This window comes from Nocardioides sp., assembly GCF_025964975.1.
GTDB lineage: Bacteria > Actinomycetota > Actinomycetes > Propionibacteriales > Nocardioidaceae > Nocardioides.
The window spans coordinates 1-17,570 of record NZ_JAOPXV010000009.1; the positions used below are offsets into that span (position 1 = coordinate 1).

Sequence of the window (17,570 nt, forward strand, 5' to 3'; positions counted from 1 at the left end):
CTGGAACACCATCCCGACCTCGGCGCGCAGCGCGGCGAGCGCCTTGCCCTCCTGGGGGAGCGCCTTCCCGTCGAGGGTGATGGAGCCCTTGTCGATGGTCTCGAGGCGGTTGATGGCCCGGCACAGCGTCGACTTCCCCGACCCGGACGGCCCGATCACCACGACGACCTCGCCGCGGTGCACGGTCAGGTTGATGTCCTGGAGAACGTGCAGCTCCCCGAACCATTTCTCGACCTTGTCGAGCACGACGAGCGGCTCTCCCGTCCCCGGGGCCCGTTCCTCGTTCTCCAGCACAGTCATGCCGGGACCCTAGCGGCACATAGTCCGATCGGGCCATGCCGAGACTGGGGTGTTGCAGAGCCGTGACCCGGGGGATTCGGGCGGGCGAGCGCGCCGCCGTACGCTTTCGTGGTCATGTCTGCCACTCCCGCGAGCACAGCCGCAAGCCCGGCCGTCAGCACAGCACGCACCTACGAGGTCCGCACCTACGGGTGCCAGATGAACGTCCACGACTCCGAGCGCCTGACCGGGCTGCTGGAGGACGCCGGCTACGTCGCCCACGCCGCGGGCGAGCTGGCTGACGTCGTCGTCTTCAACACGTGCGCCGTCCGCGAGAACGCCGACAACAAGCTCTACGGCAACCTGTCGCACCTGGCCCCGATCAAGGCCGCCAACCCGGGGATGCAGATCGCTGTGGGCGGTTGCTTGGCGCAGAAGGACCGCTCGACGATCATCCGCAAGGCGCCGTACGTCGACGTCGTGTTCGGCACCCACAACATCGGCTCGCTCCCCGCCCTGCTCGACCGGGCGCGCTCCCAGCAGGAGGCGCAGGTCGAGATCCTCGAGTCGCTGTCGGTCTTCCCCTCGACGCTGCCGACCAAGCGTGATTCGGCGTACGCCGCCTGGGTCTCCATCTCCGTGGGGTGCAACAACACCTGCACGTTCTGCATCGTCCCTGCCCTGCGCGGCAAGGAGAAGGACCGGCGACCGGGCGACATCCTCGCCGAGGTCGAGGCGCTGGTCGCCGAGGGCGTCATCGAGATCACCCTCCTCGGGCAGAACGTCAACGCCTACGGCGTCGAGTTCGGTGACCGGCAGGCGTTCTCGAAGCTGCTCCGCTCGTGTGGCGCGATCGAGGGGCTCGAGCGGGTGCGCTTCACCTCGCCGCACCCGGCCGAGTTCACCGACGACGTGATCGAGGCCATGGCCGAGACGCCCAACGTCATGCACCAGCTTCACATGCCGCTGCAGTCGGGCTCGGACCAGGTGCTCAAGGCGATGCGCCGGTCCTACCGCTCCTCGAAGTTCCTCGGCATCATCGACCGCGTCCGAGCAGCCATGCCCGACGCCGCGATCACCACCGACATCATCGTCGGCTTCCCCGGCGAGACCGAGGAAGACTTCCTCGCAACGCTGGACGTCGTCCGGCAGGCCCGCTTCTCCGGCGCCTACACGTTCCAGTACTCACCCCGCCCCGGCACGCCGGCCGCGACGATGGGCGACCAGGTCCCGCCGGAGGTCGTCAAGGACCGTTACCAGCGCCTGGTCGAGGTCGTCAACGAGATCGCCTGGGACGAGGGCAAGGCGCTCGTCGGCCGATCCGTGGAGCTCATGGTTGCCGAGGGGGAGGGCCGCAAGGACGCTGCCACGCACCGGCTCTCCGGTCGAGCACCCGACAGCCGGCTGGTGCACTTCAACCCCGCTGGCGCTCCCGACGTGCGCCCCGGCGACATGGTCACCACCGAGATCACCTACGCCGCCCCACATCACCTCGTCGCCGACGGACCGGTTCTCGCCGTACGCCGCACGCGGGCCGGTGACGCGTGGGAGGGACGCACCTCGTCGCCTGCCACTCCCGGGGGAGTCGGCCTCGGCATGCCGGGGGTGGGCGCCCCCGCGCCGTTGCCCCCCGCGCCGGTCTGCGGCTGACCCACTCACTGTGGATTCGGTGTCGTCAGGTGACACCTATCCCACAGTCAGTGCGACGACACGGGTGGGGCTGGCCCGTCCAACCGCGCGCTCGGTGTAGGGCGGCCACCTTCCAGGCGGTCTGGCACGCACGGTCGAAGACCTGACCCCAGCCCAGTCGCACCGTCTCCTTGCCCTCCACAGATGCGTCGAGGTCTCGTTCCATGTCGGCATCGCGTTGGGTTGCCGTGTCGTGAAACAGCCGACCGTCGAGCTCGACGATGAGTCCGCTGGTGTGCTCGGTGTCTCGGTAGGCGACTCTCGTGCCGCTCTCGTGGCGGACCTGCCTCTGGCCGCTCGGCAGCCCGTGGCCACGGACCACGCGGTGGAGGTAGCCGTGCTCGAGGACTGAGCACGTGCCGTCGGCGATGTCGGTCAGGACGTCCCGCATCCAGTCCCTGCGTGGGATCCGTGTCCGGCGATCGATCTCGGCGGTGAGACGGGGTGCCGTCGAGCGTCGCGACTGCACCATGTCGGCCAACGTAGAGAGGGTGTCAAGCTCCGTGGCAGCACGGCTGGCGACCTCGATGGCTGCGTCTTCGTAGCGCAGGCGGGGCGGACCGGTGTTCCACAACGCTCGTTCGGAGAGGCGCTCGATGCGGCGCACGCGTACGCCAGGTGGGGCGATCACCGTCCGCGACAGGTCAACGGCAACCTCGATCGTGCCTAGGTCTCGACCCCTCCTCCCGGGGCCCTCGTGCGCACGGAGTGCAGTGTCTCCGGACAAGGCTGCCGGCCATGCGTGCAGCACCCCCGCCCAGGCACGCTCGATCCAGGTCGGCTCTCCGGTGTGGCCGAGGTAGACCCCGGGGTGCACGATCGCGAGCTCGCGGCGGCGGATCCGCCGCCGGATGGACGCCGGCGTCTCACCTGCGCCGATGAGCTGTATGCGGGACACGACGCCCGACTGGTCATCCAGGAACTCGCTGATGCCCCAGTCGCGGGGCCATGCTCTGGTCGTCTCGCCCATGAGGGCACGGTTCCCTCGGCTGCGCCTGTGCAGTCCCGAGCTTTGCAGGCCTGTGGACAACGCTTCACTGTGGGTTCGGTGTCGCCAGGTGACACCAAACCCACACTCAGTGCATCAGCTACTCCGGCGGCTCGACGGACCCGTCCTCGGCTTCTTCGCCGGCGTCGGGGTCGTCGGAGAACCCAGCCTCGGCGTTGGCGGGGTCGCCCTCGGGAGCCTGGGACTTCTCGTCGTCCGGAGCCGCCACCTCGTCGGGAAGCTCGTCGTCGACGGCCGGGTTGTCCTCAGGTTTGAGGTCCCGAGCGAGGTTCTGGTCGAACTCGTTCTCGGGGATGGCGTCCGCGCCACCGGGGTTGGGCTCCTTGTCCTCGATGACGGGTTCGGGCTTCGGGCCGAGGTCGTCGTTCATGCTTCCTCCGGGTGTCAGGTGTGGAATCCGTGGGTCAGGTAGCGGTGCGGAGTGCCCAGCTGGCTGAGGGCGAAGGCCTCGTGCGGCACCACCGGGTCGGGCAGGTCGTCCAACAGGCACCAGCGCAGCTCGGCACACTTGTCGGGCTCGACGATCCTCGGCTCGCCCGTCCAGGAACGCGCCGTGAAGAAGAAGTCCACGCGCTCGTCGATCGGCTCACCGCCCTGGGTGCGCTGCATCGTGAACTCGAAGCAGAGATCGACGGCGGTGATGCCGAGCTCCTCGGTCGCTTCGCGTTGTGCTGCCGCGAACGCCGTCTCGCCCCGCTCGACGTGCCCCGCTGCAGCGGCAGCCCAGTGCCCGTCCATGTAGGTCGTGCCTGACCGCAGCTGGAGCAGCACCTCGGGGCCGCGCGTCGCATCGTCGCGAAGGAGATAGACGTAGGACGCGGGCACCACCACGAAGCTCGTCACGTCCGACAACCTAGCCCGAGGTCAGGGGCGGGGTCCTCCCGTGGCGGGGTTGCCGGGGTCGGTCGGGATCCCGGGGCCGGCAGGGGCGGGCTCGGTGACCGGCTCGGTCGGGACGATCGGCGGCAGCGGCTCGCCGGGGGAGGAGGGCTCGATCGTCGGCTCGGTGGTCGCGACCGCGTCGTTCTGCTTGTCCAGGACGTCGTCCAGGAAACCCATGTGGTCCTCCGTCATCGGTGCGGCCCGCGGGTGGGCCGTGGCTCTTTGGGACACTACCGACCATGTCCGCTGAGTCCCACCCCGTGATCGTCGCCATCGTCGGGGCGACGGCGTCGGGCAAGACCGGACTGAGCCTGGACCTGGCGGAGCGGCTCGGGGGCGAGATCGTCAACACCGATGCGATGCAGGTCTATCGAGGTATGGACATCGGTACCGCGAAGCTCCCACCCACCGAGCGCAGGGGGATCGCCCACCACCTCCTCGACCGTCTCGACGTGACCGAGACCGCGACGGTCGCCGACTTCCAGGTCTGGGCGCGCGAGGCGATCGCCGAGATCCGGGCCCGGGGCAACGCGCCCGTGCTGGTGGGCGGCAGTGCGCTGTACACCCGCGCGATCCTCGACCGCTTCGAGTTCCCCGGCACGGACGAGTCGGTCCGTCGTGAGCTCGAGGAGGAGCTCGCACGGGGAGGTCCGGGCGCCCTGCACCAGCGCCTCCACGCCGTCGACCCGGAGGCGGCCGCGAAGATCGGACCTGAGAACGGCCGCCGGATCGTTCGAGCGCTCGAGGTGATCGCCCTGACCGGCCGGCCCTACTCCGCCAGTCTCCCCACGCCGACGTACGCCGACCCACGCACTGTGCAGATCGGCGTCGACATCGACCGGCCGACCCTGGACGCGCGCATCGCGAGCCGGGTCAGACAGATGTACGCCGACGGGCTGGTCGAGGAGGCCGAGCGCCTCGACCTCCGCTTCGAGCGCGCCCGTACTGCGAGCCGGGCCATCGGCTACCACGACGCGGCAGACCACCTGCGCGGTGAGATCACCCGGGACGAGGCCATCGCCCGGACCCAGGCAGCCACCCGGCGCTTCGCCCGGCGACAGGACGGCTGGTTCCGCAAGGACCCCCGCGTGGTGTGGGTGCGCTTCGACGACCCCGACCGCGTGGACACAGCACTTAGGGAGGTGGCGGCCCTCGACAGATCGCCCGCTCCGACGCAAGGTGGACCCAACTGATCCTTCCGGGAGGTCCACATGCGCGTCACCCCTGTCCTGACCAGTGCTGCGGCCACCTCGGCCCTCGTCGCCGGATTCCTGGTGGCGGCACCCCCCGGATCAGCCGAGGAGTCGACGGGCGAGCCGGCTGCTCGTCCCACCGCGAAGATCCCGACCGCGGTCGGCAAGGGCGGCGCCGTCTCGACGGTCGACCCGGAGGCGAGTGCAGCGGCTCTGCGGGTGTTGAAGAAGGGTGGCAACGCGGCCGACGCGGCGATCGCCGCGGCAGCCACGCTGGGGGTGACCGAGCCCTATAGCGCCGGCATCGGTGGCGGCGGCTACTTCGTCTACTACAACGCGGCAACGGGCAAGGTCGCCACCGTCGACGGTCGGGAGACGGCGCCGAGGAACATGCCCACCGACGCCTTCATCGACCCCGCGACGGGCAAGCCCTACAACTTCACCCCTGAGCTCGTCACCAGTGGCGTCAGCGTCGGCACCCCCGGTACCCCGGCCACCTGGCACCGCGTCCTGAAGCGGTGGGGCACGCTGACCATGGCGCAGGCGTTGAAGCCGGCGATCAAGGTCGCCACCCGCGGGTTCGTGGTGGACGAGACGTTCCACCAACAGACCCTCGACAACCAGGAGCGGTTCGAGGCCTACCGCGCGACCAGGAAGCTGTTCCTGCCCGGAGGCGACGCTCCGGAGGTCGGCACGATCTTCCGCAACCCCGAGCTCGCGGCCACCTACGCCGACCTCGGCGAGCGCGGGCTGCGGGCCTTCTACCGCGGCAAGCTCGCCAAGCTGATGGTCGACGTCGTCCGCAACCCGCGGACCACGCAGGGCACCGACCTCCCGGTGCCGTCCGGCTACCTCTCGCGCAAGGACCTCTCGACGTACAAGGTGCGCAACCAGTCGCCGACGAAGATCTCCTACCGCGGCTACGACATCTACGGGATGGCGCCGTCCTCCAGCGGCGGCTCCACGGTGGGTGAGGCGCTGAACATCATGGAGCGCACCGACCTCAGCGCGAAGACGCCCGAGCAGGTGCTGCACACCTACCTGGAGGCCGGCGCCCTGGCCTTCGCCGACCGTGCCAAGTACGTCGGCGATCCCCGAGTCGTGGACGTGCCGCTGCGGACTCTCCTGAGCGACAAGTACGCCGCCGAGCGGGCCTGCAACATCGACCCCGACAAGGCATCGGTGAAGCCGGTCGCTGCTGGTGACGCCTCGGCGTACGACGGCGTGTGCCCGGCGCCTGCCGCGCGCGGCACGGTCGACACCGACACGGAGAACATCTCCACGACCAACCTCACGGTGGCCGACACGTGGGGCAACGTCGCGGAATACACCCTGACCATCGAGCAGACCGGTGGCTCCGGGATGGTGGTCCCCCGCCACGGCTTCCTCCTCAACAACGAGCTGACCGACTTCTCGACCGTCTACAACGAGGCCGACCCCAACCGGATCCAGCCGGGCAAGCGGCCGCGCTCCTCGATGAGCCCGACGATCGTGCTCGAGAACGGCAAGCCGTTCCTGGCCCTCGGCTCGCCCGGTGGCTCGACGATCATCACCACGGTGCTGCAGATGATCGTCAACCGGATCGACCTGGGCATGACGATCGAGCAGGCCATCGCGGCTCCGCGAGCGGCTCCGCGCAACACCGCCAACGTGACCGCCGAGCCGGAGTTCATCACCGCCTACGGTCCGGTGCTGACCGACCGGGGTCACACGTTCGTGCCGGCCGGCGATGCGTTCACCAGCGCCTCGCAGATCGGCGCCGCGACGGCGATCGAGTTCGGTCCGGGCCGGAAGCTCACGGCCGTCTCGGAGCCGGTCCGACGTGGCGGCGGCTCGGCGCGCGTGGTCAGCCCGAGGTAGTCGGTCGTGGTGGCGATCTACTACACGGGCTGCTCGCTCGACGGGTTCATCGCCACCACCGACCACTCCCTCGACTGGTTGTTGTCCCGCGACATCGACCAGGCAGGGCCGATGAGCTACCCGAGCTTCGGGGAGCGCATCGGCGCCTGCATCATGGGCGCCACGACGTGGCAGTGGATCGTCGACCATGACGACGACCCGTGGGGCGACCTGCCGACGTACGTCCTCACCCATCGCCGCTTCGATCCGATGAGTGCAGTGACGTTCACCGACGAGACGGTCGAGCAGGTGCACGCCGAGGCGGTCGACAAGGCGGGCGACAAGGACGTCTGGCTGGTCGGGGGCGGCGACCCGGTGGGGCAGTTCCACGACCGGGGACTGCTCGACGAGGTGTGGGTGCAGTTTGCCCCGGTGACCCTGGGTGCCGGGATGCCGGTCCTGCCACGGCACGTCGAGCTGAGGTTGGAGGAGGTGGCCCGCAACCGTGACTTCGCCTGCGTCCGCCACAGCGTGGTGAAGCCTGCGACACTGGAGGGGTGACCTACCGCTTCCTCAAGGGCCACGGCACCGAGAACGACTTCGTGCTGCTGCCCGACGCCGACGGCTCGGTCCACGGCGACCTCTCGGCCGAACGGGTGCGGGCGCTGTGCGACCGCCGCTCGGGGATCGGTGGGGACGGCGTGCTGCGCGCGGTGCGGCGCGACGACAGGTGGTTCATGGACTACCGCAACGCCGACGGCTCCATCAGCGAGATGTGCGGCAACGGCATCCGCGTCTTCGCCCGCTACCTCCTCGAGCACGAGGGCGAGTCGTCGCCGCTCGAGGTCGCCTCGCGCGACGGGGTCAGGACCATCACCCGCGAGGGCGATGCCTTCACCGTCGACATGGGCTCGCCGGAGGTCTTCGCGATGACGAAGGTCGGCGTCGAGGGCGTCAGCCACCCGGCGCTGCACGTCTCGACCGGCAACCCCCACGCCGTGGCCTTCGTCGACTCCCTCGACGTGGCCGGCACGTTGCTCGAGGAGCCCGACTTCGACCGCGCGGTCTATCCCGACGGCGTCAACGTCGAGTTCGTCGTACGCCGAGGGCCACACCACGTCGCCATGCGCGTCCACGAACGGGGATCCGGCGAGACCCGCTCCTGCGGTACCGGCGCCTGCGCCGTGATGGTCGCCTCGGCACTGGCGGACGACGCTCCTCGCGGGACGACCTATCGCGTCGACGTACCGGGCGGCAGCCTCGAGATCACCTGGACCGAGGACCACCGGATGCTGATGACGGGTCCTGCTGTGCTCGTCGCCGAGGGCACCACCGACCTCTGAGTCGGCCCTGTCCGGGCGGGATCTAGGATCCGGCCATGGACATCACCGGAGCCACAGCCATCGTCACCGGAGGCGCCAGCGGCATCGGTGCCGCTGTCGCCCGCGCCCTCGCCGCCCGCGGCGCGGTCGTCGTCGTCGCCGACATCAACGCCGAGCAGGGCGAGGCGCTGGCCGACGAGATCAAGGGCGTGTTCGCGCGCGTCGACGTGACGAAGACCGAGCAGATCGCCGGTGCCGTCCAGGCCGCCGCCGACATCGCTCCGCTGCGCGCCTGCGTCAACTCCGCCGGCATCGGCTGGGCGCAACGCACGATCGGGCGCGACGGTGAGCTGGCCTCGGCGCACGACCTCGACGCGTTCCGTCGCGTGGTCGAGATCAACCTCATCGGCACCTTCGACATGACCAGGCAGGCCGCCACGGTGATGTCCCGCAACGAGCCCGACGCCGACGGCCAGCGCGGCGCGATCGTCAACCTGGCCTCGGTCGCGGCCTTTGACGGGCAGATCGGCCAGTCGTCCTACTCCGCGTCCAAGGGCGGGGTGGTGGGCATGACGCTGCCCGTCGCGCGTGACCTGTCGGCCGCCGGCATCCGGCTCAACACGGTCGCGCCCGGGCTGGTCGACACCCCCATCTACGACGCCTTCCCGGACCCGGAGGCCTTCAAGGCCAAGCTGGGCGAGTCGGTGCTCTTCCCGAAGCGCCTCGGTCACGCCGAAGAACTGGCCAGCATGGTCGTGGAGTGCCTCACCAACTCCTACATGAACGGCGAGACGATCCGCGTCGACGGCGGCATCAGGATGCCCCCGAAGTAACGAACTCCCTGATCCGTGGGACGTCCGGCGAGGATCAGGTCGACCCGCTCTGCGTGGACCGTGGAGCCGTCGAGCAGCTCTGTCGTCTCGGCGCCTCGCCGTTCTCCTTCGGGGCGCGGTGCGCACAAGCCTAGGACCGTCAGAAGGGTGGTATCCCGCTTAACCGCTGGGCAGGTGCTCGACAGCAGCCTAAACTCGCAGGCATATGACGAACGCACCTGACTTCAACCTCGCCGAGTCCCTCGACGCCACCGACGACTGGGACGACGACGCGATCGACCTGGTCTCGCCCGACGGGCCCGACCCCGAGGAGATCGAGGAGCTCACCACCGGCGAGCAGGACCTCGCCGAGCGCCACGCCCTGCGGCGCGTCGCCGGGCTGCGCACCGAGCTCGAGGACATCACCGAGGTCGAGTACCGCCAGCTCCGGCTGGAGAAGGTCATCCTCGTCGGGGTGTGGACCTCCGGCACCGTGCAGGACGCCGAGAACTCCATGGCCGAGCTCGCACTGCTCGCCGAGACGGCCGGCTCGGAGGTCCTCGACGCGATCTACCAACGCCGGCAGACCCCCGACCCCGCGACCTTCATCGGCCGCGGCAAGGTGGACGGGCTGTTCGAGATCGTCCAGGCGTCGGGAGCCGACACGGTGATCCTCGACGGCGACCTGGCGCCCAGCCAGCTGCGCAACCTCGAGGACAAGCTCAAGGTCAAGGCGATCGACCGCACCGGGCTGATCCTCGACATCTTCGCCCAGCACGCGAAGTCGAAGGAGGGCCAGGCCCAGGTCGAGCTCGCCCAGCTCAACTACATGAAGCAGCGCCTGCGCGGCTGGGGTGGCAACCTCTCCCGGCAGGCCGGTGGCCGCGTGTCCGGCGGCGAGGGCATCGGTGGCCGCGGCCCCGGTGAGACCAAGATCGAGACCGACCGGCGGCGGATCAACACCAAGATCGCCAAGCTCCGGCGCGAGCTCAAGGACCTCAAGGGCACCCGCGAGACCAAGCGCCAGGAACGCCAGCGCAACCACATCCCCAGCGTCTCGATTGCCGGCTACACCAACGCCGGCAAGTCATCGCTGCTCAACCGCCTCACCGACGCGGGGGTGCTCGTCGAGGACTCGCTGTTCGCGACGCTCGATCCCACCACGCGCCGTACGACGACCAGGGACGGCCGCATCTACACGGTGTCCGACACCGTGGGCTTCGTCCGGCACCTGCCCCACCAGCTCGTTGAGGCGTTCCGGTCCACGCTGGAGGAGGTCGCCGACTCCGACCTGATCCTGCACGTCGTCGACGGCTCGCACCCCGACCCGGAGGGCCAGCTGGCCGCCGTCCGCGAGGTCCTGGCCGAGATCCACGCCTCCAAGGTCCCCGAGCTGGTGGTGATCAACAAGGCCGACGCCGCCGACCCGATGGTCATCGCCCGTCTACGGGCCCGCGAGCCGCACACCGTGGTGGTCAGCGCCCGCACCGGCGAGGGCATCGAGGACATGATCGCGGCGATCGAGGCAGAGCTGCCGCGCCCGAGCGTGGAGTTCGAGGCCCTGCTGCCGTACGAGCGCGGAGACCTGCTCAACCGGCTGCACCAGCAGGGCGAGATCGCCTCGATGGAGCACACCGGCGACGGCACTGTGGTGAAGGGGCGCGCCAACGCGGACCTCGCGAGTGAGCTGGAGGCCTACCCGGTGTGAGGCGAACCACCCCAATTGGGGCCCTCGGGCCCTCTGGGGGAGGATGGCGCGCATGTCACGCGGTGCCGTCGTTCGTTTCCTGCTCGTTCTCGGTCTGCTCGGCGGCTGTCTCGCCCTCGCACTGAACCAGAAGCCCAACCTGGGGCTCGACCTGCGAGGCGGCGCGCAGTTCGTCTTCCAGGCCAAGGACACCGAGACCACCGAGGCGACCTCCGACAACGTCGACAAGACGGTCGAGGTGCTCCGCGGGCGCGTCGACCGGCTCGGCGTCGCCGAGTCGACGCTCGTCCGCCAGGGCGACGACCGGATCCTGGTCGAGCTGCCCGGCGTCAACACTCCCGAAGAGCGTGACGACGCGAGGGACCAGATCGGGCAGACGGCGCAGCTGAGCGTCCACCCGGTGATCGCCGCGGCGGCCAGCGCCGACGCCGAGCCGAGCAAGAAGGACAACCTGATCCTGCCGGACGAGGACGGGACCTTCCTCGAGGTGGGACCCGTGGTCCTGCAGGGTGACCAGATCACCGGCGCCTCGGCCGTCCAGCCCGAGGGCCTCGGCTGGGCCGTGCGGGTGGACTTCAACGGCACCGGCTCGGAAGCCTTCGGCAAGCTGTCGGGGGAGGCGGCCTGCGCACAGGGCGACAAGAAGCGCATCGCGATCGTGCTCGACAACAAGATCATCTCCAGCCCCTCGGTCCAGGTGCCCTGTGGCGCGGACATCAGGGACACCACCGACATCACCGGGGACTTCAACCAGAAGTACGCGACCGAGCTGTCGACCCTGATCGAGGGGGGCGCGCTCCCGCTCGAGCTCGAAGCCATCTCGGAGCGGCTCGTCGGGCCGACCCTCGGTGCCGAGGCGATCGACGCCTCCATCGAGGCCGGGATCATCGGCCTGATCCTCACCGGCCTCTTCATCATGTTCGTCTACCGGCTGGTCGGCGCCATGGCGACGCTGGCGCTGACCTCCTACGCCCTGCTGGCCTACGCCATGCTGCTCGCGCTTGACTCCACCCTGACCCTGCCCGGCCTCGCCGGCTTCGTGCTCGCGATCGGCATGGCGATCGACGCCAACGTGCTGGTCTTCGAGCGCGCGCGGGAGGAATACGCGGCCTACCCCTCGGCCGGGCTCCGGCGCGCCCTGGTGGTCGGCTTCAACAAGGCGTGGTCGGCCATCCTCGACTCCAACGTCACCACCCTGCTCGCAGCCGCGCTGCTGTTCCTGCTCGGCTCCGGCCCGATCAAGGGTTTCGGCGTGACCCTGTCGATCGGTGTCATCGCCTCGATGATCTCGGCGCTGGTCATCGCCCGGGTGCTCGCCGAGATGAGCGTCTCGAGCAAGGCCGTCGAGAGCCGTCGGGGGCTCAGCGGTCTCGGCAATGTCGGCCGGGTCCGTGAGTGGCTCGACCGCTCCAACTTCGACATCATGGGCATGCGGGGCAGGTGGCTCGGCGTCTCGGCCGTCGCGCTCATCTTCGCGATCACCGGCATCGCCCTCAACGGCCTCAACCTCGGCGTCGAGTTCACCGGTGGCCGCCAGCTCGACTACTCGGTCACCGAGGAGGTCTCGGTCGAGGAGGCGCGTGCCGCGATCAGTGACGCCGGCTTCACCCAGGCCGTCGTGCAGGGCGCTGACACCGCCGACTTCACCGTGCGTACGGGCGAGATCACCACCGAGGACGAGCAGAAGATCCAGGGCGCCCTCGCCGAGATCGGTGGCGACGTCACCCTTGAGGACGACCAGTCGATCGGCGCCTCCCTCGGCAACGAGCTCCGCAACAAGGCCCTCATCGCCTTCGGGATCGCGCTGCTCGCACAGCTGCTCTATCTCGCCGTCCGCTTCAAGTGGACCTTCGGCGTCTCGGCCGTCGTCGCGATGGCCCACGACGTCATCCTGGTCGTCGGCATCTTCGCCTGGCTCCAGAAGCCGATCGACGGCATCTTCCTCGCTGCCGCGATGACCATCATCGGTTTGTCGGTCAACGACACCGTGGTCGTCTTCGACCGGATCCGCGAACGCTGGTTCGCCTCCCGCCCCGATGACACCTTCAGCGAGATGGCCAACCGGGCCGCCATCGAGACGATGCCGCGCACGGTCAACACCGGTCTCGGCACGATGTTCATCCTGGCCGCGCTGGCCTTCCTCGGCGGGGACTCGCTGCGCGACTTCGCGATCGCGCTCCTGATCGGCCTCGTGGTCGGCACCTACTCCTCGGTCTTCACCGCCACCCCGATGCTCACCTACTTCCAGGAGAAGTGGCCGATGAGCAGGGCGAAGCGCGAGAAGGTCGTGCGGACCCCCGAGGACTCCGGGGCCGTGATCTGAGCGTCTGCATGCGTACGCCGCACTGTCGGTGCGCGCCCGTAGGGTGCTCGGGTGCCTGACACTGCCGAGCAGACCGAGCGACGCGCTCCCGACGTCACCGGGGTGCTCGCTGCCGCGGTGACGGCGCTCGGCGGCCAGGAACGCACCGGCCAGATCGAGATGGCCGAGGCCGTCTCCAAGGCGCTCGGCGACCAGCAGCACCTCCTCGTCCAGGCCGGCACCGGCACTGGCAAGTCGCTGGCCTACCTCGTCCCGAGCCTGCTCCACCACGATCGTGTGGTGGTGGCCACCGCGACGCTCGCCCTTCAGCACCAGCTCGTCGAACGCGACATCCCGAGGCTGGTCGAGGCGATCGGCGACCAGGTCGATGCGTCCTACGCCGTGCTTAAGGGCCGGGGCAACTACGCCTGCCTGCACCGCATCCGAGAGGGCGTCCCTGACGAGCAGGGAGCGCTGGTCGAGGCGCCGGTCGGGTCGATGGCCGAGAAGGTGCTCGAGCTGCGGGCGTGGGCGGAGAAGGAGAGCGAGGCCAGCGGCAGCGGCGAGCGCGACAACGCACCCCGGCACACCGACCGCGAGTGGCGCCAGGTCAGCGTCAACCACCGCGAGTGCCTGGGTGCCACGAAGTGTCCCTTCGCGACCGAATGCTTCGCGGAGCGGGCGCGGGAGAAGGCCCAGCGCTCGCACCTCATCATCACCAACCACTCCCTGCTCGCGATCGACGCGATCGAGGGGGTGCCGATGATCCCTGACTACGACGCCGTCGTGATCGACGAGGCCCACGAGCTGACCGCCCGGGTGACGCAGGCAGCCACCGACGAGCTCGCGGTCAACGACATCGAGCGCGCCGCGCGGCGCTCGCAGCGCTGGGTCGAGGACGAGTCCGCCGATTCGCTGGGCGAGGCGGCCGACTCGCTGGCCGAGGCGATCGAGGCCACCTCACCCGGCCGGATCGAGCGCCCCTCCGACCAGCTCGCCGAATCGCTCGCCCTCGTGCGCGACGCGGCCCGCAGGTGCCTCTCGGCCTACCCCAAGGACACCACGACGGCAGACGGCGACGCCGGGCGCACCCAGGCCAAGGGGATGGTGCAGGAGGTCTTCGTCAACGCCGAGCGGATGGCTGCCAACCTCGAGAGCGACGTGCTCTGGCTCAACGAGGCGCGCGACCGCATCCCCGCGCGGCTGCACGTCGCACCGCTCCAGGTCTGGGGTCCGATGCGCGACAAGCTGCTGTCCGACAAGACCGTCGTCTTCACCAGCGCCACCCTGATGCTCGGCGGTGACTTCAACGCCGTCGCCACCTCGCTGGGCCTCAAGCCCACCGAGCGTGACGCGCCGTCGCGCACCCAGGACGTCCTCCCGTGGCGCGGGCTCGACGTGGGGTCACCGTTCGACTACGGCCAGCAGGCGATCCTGTACGTCGCCCGCCACCTGCCCCCGCCGGGCCGCGACGGCCTCGTGAAGGCCCAGCTCGACGAGATCTGCGAGCTGGTGGATGCCGCCGGCGGGCGCACCCTCGGGTTGTTCTCGTCGCGCCGTGCTGCGGAGGCGGCCGCCGAGGTCGTCCGGGAGCGGCTGCCGCACCTCACGACGCTGGCCCAGGGCGACGCCCAGCTGCCCGAGCTCGCCAAGCAGTTCGTCGACGACCCGCACACCTGCCTCTTCGGCACGCTGTCGCTGTGGCAGGGGTTGGACGTGCCGGGGGAGACCTGCCAGCTGGTCCTGATCGACCGGATCCCCTTCCCGCGGCCCGACGAACCGCTGATGTCGGCGCGCCAGAAGGCCGCCGACCGGGCCGGTGGCAACGGCTTCATGCAGATCGCCGCCACGCACGCCGCTCTCCTGTTGGCCCAGGGCTCGGGGCGACTGATCCGGACGACGACCGACCGTGGCGTCGTCGCCGTGCTCGACCCGCGCCTGGCCACCGCCCGCTACGGCGGCTTCCTCAAAGCCTCGCTGCCGCCGATGTGGACGACGACCGACGGCGCCCTTGTGCGCAACGCGCTCGCGCGTCTTGCCGCGGGCTGAGCGAGGCCCGCGACTCAGCGCAGGCGCGGCAGGAGCGAGGTCTGCCTTGGTGTCGCAGCCCTCCGTGAGCCGCGAGTGCCAGCATGCGCCAGACCACAAGCACGATGGCCCACCCGGCGACGACGTCGAGCAGCCAGTGGTTGCCGGTGCCGATGACCACGACGACCGTGATGACGGCGTGCGCCCAGCCCGCCGCACGCAAGGCGCGGTTGCCGGTCGCGGCCGTGAGGGCGAGGGCCACCCAGAGTGCCCAGCCGGCGTGCATGCTGGGCAACGCAGCCAGCTGGTTGGTCATCCAGCCCATTCCTTGGGGCGCCGATGCGGCCTCGCCCCACCAGCCCTGAGCGGCGTGCATTGCCATCAGGTCGGGGAACCGCACGAGCCTGGGAGGCGCGGTCGGCACCAGCAGGTAACCGATCAGGGCCACCAGGGTGCTGGCGACGAGGGTCTGTCGGGCCCGCGCGTAGGCGCCCTTGCGGCCGAGGAAGAGCCCCACCAGTACGATCGCGGTGACGAGGTAATGGGCGCTGGCGTAGTAGTACGCCGCCATCAGCCCGGCTGCGTCGTGGTCGACGAACCAGGAGGTGACCGCCTGCTCGACGTCCAGCAGCATCGAGTCCTCGAGGGAGTGGATGCGGAAGGCTCGCTCACGCGCGGGCGCCATGGAGTCGTCCGCGAAGACGCGGGAGACCGCGTAGGCGACGTACAGCAGCGCGAGGAAGCCGAGCTCTCGCCACCCGCTGAGGGTCCGCGTGCTTGCCGTGGTGTCGGTCGAGAGGGCCGGCGCAGGCAGGAGTGTGGTCACAGGTCCATTCCAGCGTCTCCCTGCTCGCGCCGCATCAGGGAATTAGGGGGCGCTCCCCTGAGACTGCTGAGGCGGTCTCAGGGGAGACCCTGAGTCACAGGCGGCGCAGGACCGCCGTGACCTTGCCGAGGATCGTGGCGTGCGTGCCGTCGATCGGGTCGTAGGCGGCGTTGTGCGGGAGCAGCCACACGTGCCCGTCCTTGCGCTGGAACGTCTTGACGGTGGCCTCCCCGTCGATCAGCGCAGCGACGATGTCGCCGTTGCTGGCGGTCTGCTCCTGGCGGATCACCACGTAGTCGCCGTTGCAGATCGCGGCGTCGATCATCTAGACGCCGGAGACCTCGAGCATGAACAGGGTGCCGTCGCCGACGAGCGACTTGGGCAGCGGGAAGACCTCTTCGATCCGTTCCTCGGCCAGGATCGGCCCGCCGGCGGCGATGCGGCCGACCATCGGGACGTAGGTCGCCGGGGGAGCGCTGTTGCCGATGTCGGTCTCGTCGTAGGAGGTCTCCTCCGCGCTCGACATCGAGCGGCGAGCCGCCATCACCTCGGGCAGGAAGACTTCGAGCGCGCGGGGGCGGTTGGGGTCGCGCTTGAGGAAGCCCTTCTCCTCGAGCGTCTTGAGCTGGTGGGCCACGCTGGAGGAGCTGGTGAGCCCGACCGCGGTGCCGATCTCGCGCATGCTCGGCGGATAGCCGCGGTTCTCGATGGAGTCCTTGATGGTGGCCAGCACGCGTTGTTGGCGCGGCGTCAGGCCTGTGGCGTCCGGCGGCCCGTCGGGCATCGCCAGGACCTTGGCGTCTGGTGCTTGCTTCTTCGCCATGGCGGCGCCTCCTGCTGATCGACTGGACTCAACGTAGCGATAGCGACGCGGTTGTTCAAACATTTGTTCGAAGGCGTGTCGGCCTCGTTCTGGCCGCGCATTGGCCCGTTCGCCCCCCCGAAACCGGCTCAAACAATTGTTCGCTCCGATTGTTGCATCGTTCGAACATATGCTCTACCGTCGTACACACGTTCGATCGAACGTCTCTTCGACCCACCGCCCATTGTCGGTGGCTCCGTCTAGACAGAGATCGACACCACGACCGGCTGATCTTCCCCAGGAGGCCAACATGAGCACCCTCAGCATTTCCCCCGCTTTCACCGCCCCGAGCTCGATCCGCGTGACCCGTCCTAGCGTGCGGCTCACGCGCCGGGGTCGGATCGTCGTCTTCCTGGCGGCGCTCGCCCTCCTCCTGCTCGCTGCCTTGTTCCTCGGCTCCGTGGCCGTCGGCTCCGAGTCGGCGGGTCAGCCCGAGCCGACCGAGATCGTGATGGTCGGCACCGGCGACACCCTGTGGGGGATCGCCGCCGAGATCAACACCGACGGCGACGTCCGCTCCACCATGGCCGAGATCGAGCGCCTCAACGCCCTCGACTCCGTCGCCCTCTCCGCGGGCCAGAAGCTCCGCGTCCCGGTCAGCGACGACTGACCGCACAAGCCTCCGCCAGTCGACTCGACCCCGGCTGGCGGATTGGGGAAGACGAGGGGCGGGTCCACTTCGGTGGGCCCGCCCCTCGCTGCATCTCCACTTCGGTGGGCCCGCCCCTCGCTGCATCTCCGCTGCCTGTTCGCCGGCGTCCCACTCGGACCCCCTTGACTGTGGCTTTGGTGTCGCTGGGTGACACCGAAGCCACACCT

At 69.7% G+C, this 17,570-nt stretch carries 16 protein-coding genes and 1 pseudogene; 10 read left to right on the forward strand and 7 right to left on the reverse strand.

Annotation, left to right across the window (positions count from 1 at the left end):
* A partial coding sequence (locus tag JWN68_RS00630; RefSeq protein WP_297733165.1) for an ATP-binding cassette domain-containing protein occupies positions 1–300 on the reverse strand: 300 nt, incomplete at its 3' end.
* Between the two features lie 114 nt (positions 301–414).
* Here JWN68_RS00630 and miaB point away from each other — a divergent pair.
* Positions 415–1,929 carry a tRNA (N6-isopentenyl adenosine(37)-C2)-methylthiotransferase MiaB gene (gene miaB / locus JWN68_RS00635; RefSeq protein ID WP_297733168.1) on the forward strand — a complete coding sequence of 505 codons (1,515 nt, stop codon included), beginning with the start codon at positions 415–417 and terminating at the stop codon, positions 1,927–1,929.
* Between the two features lie 25 nt (positions 1,930–1,954).
* Here the strand turns inward: miaB and JWN68_RS00640 are convergent, their stop codons facing one another.
* From JWN68_RS00640 to JWN68_RS00655, 4 genes are all read right to left on the reverse strand, one after another.
* A complete protein-coding gene (locus JWN68_RS00640; RefSeq protein WP_297733171.1) occupies positions 1,955–2,938 on the reverse strand; it encodes a hypothetical protein in 984 nt (327 codons plus the stop codon).
* A gap of 118 nt (positions 2,939–3,056) precedes the next feature.
* Entirely contained in the window at positions 3,057–3,347 is a 291-nt protein-coding gene (locus tag JWN68_RS00645) for a hypothetical protein (protein WP_297733174.1), read from the reverse strand.
* A gap of 14 nt (positions 3,348–3,361) precedes the next feature.
* Positions 3,362–3,820, reverse strand: a complete 459-nt coding sequence (locus tag JWN68_RS00650; protein ID WP_297733176.1) for an NUDIX domain-containing protein — start codon at positions 3,818–3,820, stop codon at positions 3,362–3,364.
* 21 nt (positions 3,821–3,841) lie between these two features.
* Positions 3,842–4,036: a hypothetical protein gene (locus JWN68_RS00655; protein WP_297733179.1), complete on the reverse strand. Its 195-nt coding sequence runs from the start codon at positions 4,034–4,036 to the stop codon at positions 3,842–3,844.
* A 62-nt stretch (positions 4,037–4,098) separates the two neighbouring features.
* On the opposite strand from JWN68_RS00655, the gene miaA reads away from it, so the two are divergent.
* The 8 genes from miaA to JWN68_RS00695 all read left to right on the forward strand — a co-directional run bounded on the left by miaA (position 4,099) and on the right by JWN68_RS00695 (position 15,084).
* Entirely contained in the window at positions 4,099–5,052 is a 954-nt protein-coding gene (gene miaA, locus JWN68_RS00660) for a tRNA (adenosine(37)-N6)-dimethylallyltransferase MiaA (RefSeq protein WP_297733182.1), read from the forward strand.
* 18 nt (positions 5,053–5,070) lie between these two features.
* Positions 5,071–6,912, forward strand: coding sequence for a gamma-glutamyltransferase (gene ggt, locus JWN68_RS00665; RefSeq protein ID WP_297733185.1), 1,842 nt, complete (start codon positions 5,071–5,073; stop codon positions 6,910–6,912).
* A 6-nt stretch (positions 6,913–6,918) separates the two neighbouring features.
* Positions 6,919–7,452 carry a dihydrofolate reductase family protein gene (locus JWN68_RS00670; RefSeq protein ID WP_297733188.1) on the forward strand — a complete coding sequence of 178 codons (534 nt, stop codon included), beginning with the start codon at positions 6,919–6,921 and terminating at the stop codon, positions 7,450–7,452.
* Positions 7,449–8,234 carry a diaminopimelate epimerase gene (gene dapF, locus JWN68_RS00675; protein ID WP_297733191.1) on the forward strand — a complete coding sequence of 262 codons (786 nt, stop codon included), beginning with the start codon at positions 7,449–7,451 and terminating at the stop codon, positions 8,232–8,234. Before JWN68_RS00670 ends, dapF begins: the two co-directional genes overlap by 4 nt.
* A 35-nt stretch (positions 8,235–8,269) precedes the next feature.
* Positions 8,270–9,046, forward strand: coding sequence for an SDR family NAD(P)-dependent oxidoreductase (locus JWN68_RS00680; RefSeq protein ID WP_297733194.1), 777 nt, complete (start codon positions 8,270–8,272; stop codon positions 9,044–9,046).
* 205 nt (positions 9,047–9,251) lie between these two features.
* Positions 9,252–10,733, forward strand: a complete 1,482-nt coding sequence (gene hflX / locus JWN68_RS00685) for a GTPase HflX (RefSeq protein WP_297733197.1) — start codon at positions 9,252–9,254, stop codon at positions 10,731–10,733.
* 52 nt (positions 10,734–10,785) lie between these two features.
* Positions 10,786–13,056, forward strand: a complete 2,271-nt coding sequence (gene secD / locus JWN68_RS00690) for a protein translocase subunit SecD (RefSeq protein WP_297733200.1) — start codon at positions 10,786–10,788, stop codon at positions 13,054–13,056.
* Positions 13,057–13,107: 51 nt separating this feature from the next.
* On the forward strand, positions 13,108–15,084 hold the full coding sequence (locus JWN68_RS00695) for an ATP-dependent DNA helicase (RefSeq protein ID WP_297733203.1): 1,977 nt from the start codon (positions 13,108–13,110) through the stop codon (positions 15,082–15,084).
* Here the strand turns inward: JWN68_RS00695 and JWN68_RS00700 are convergent.
* Together JWN68_RS00700 and lexA are read right to left on the reverse strand one after the other, a co-directional pair.
* Positions 15,002–15,889, reverse strand: a complete 888-nt coding sequence (locus tag JWN68_RS00700) for a phosphatase PAP2 family protein (RefSeq protein ID WP_297733207.1) — start codon at positions 15,887–15,889, stop codon at positions 15,002–15,004. The two genes, JWN68_RS00695 and JWN68_RS00700, sit on opposite strands and share 83 nt — an antisense overlap.
* A 94-nt stretch (positions 15,890–15,983) precedes the next feature.
* Positions 15,984–16,712 (reverse strand): annotated as a pseudogene (gene lexA, locus JWN68_RS00705) (transcriptional repressor LexA).
* Between the two features lie 289 nt (positions 16,713–17,001).
* Here lexA and JWN68_RS00710 point away from each other — a divergent pair.
* Positions 17,002–17,361, forward strand: a complete 360-nt coding sequence (locus JWN68_RS00710; protein ID WP_297733210.1) for a LysM peptidoglycan-binding domain-containing protein — start codon at positions 17,002–17,004, stop codon at positions 17,359–17,361.
* Positions 17,362–17,570: the final 209 nt, after the last annotated feature.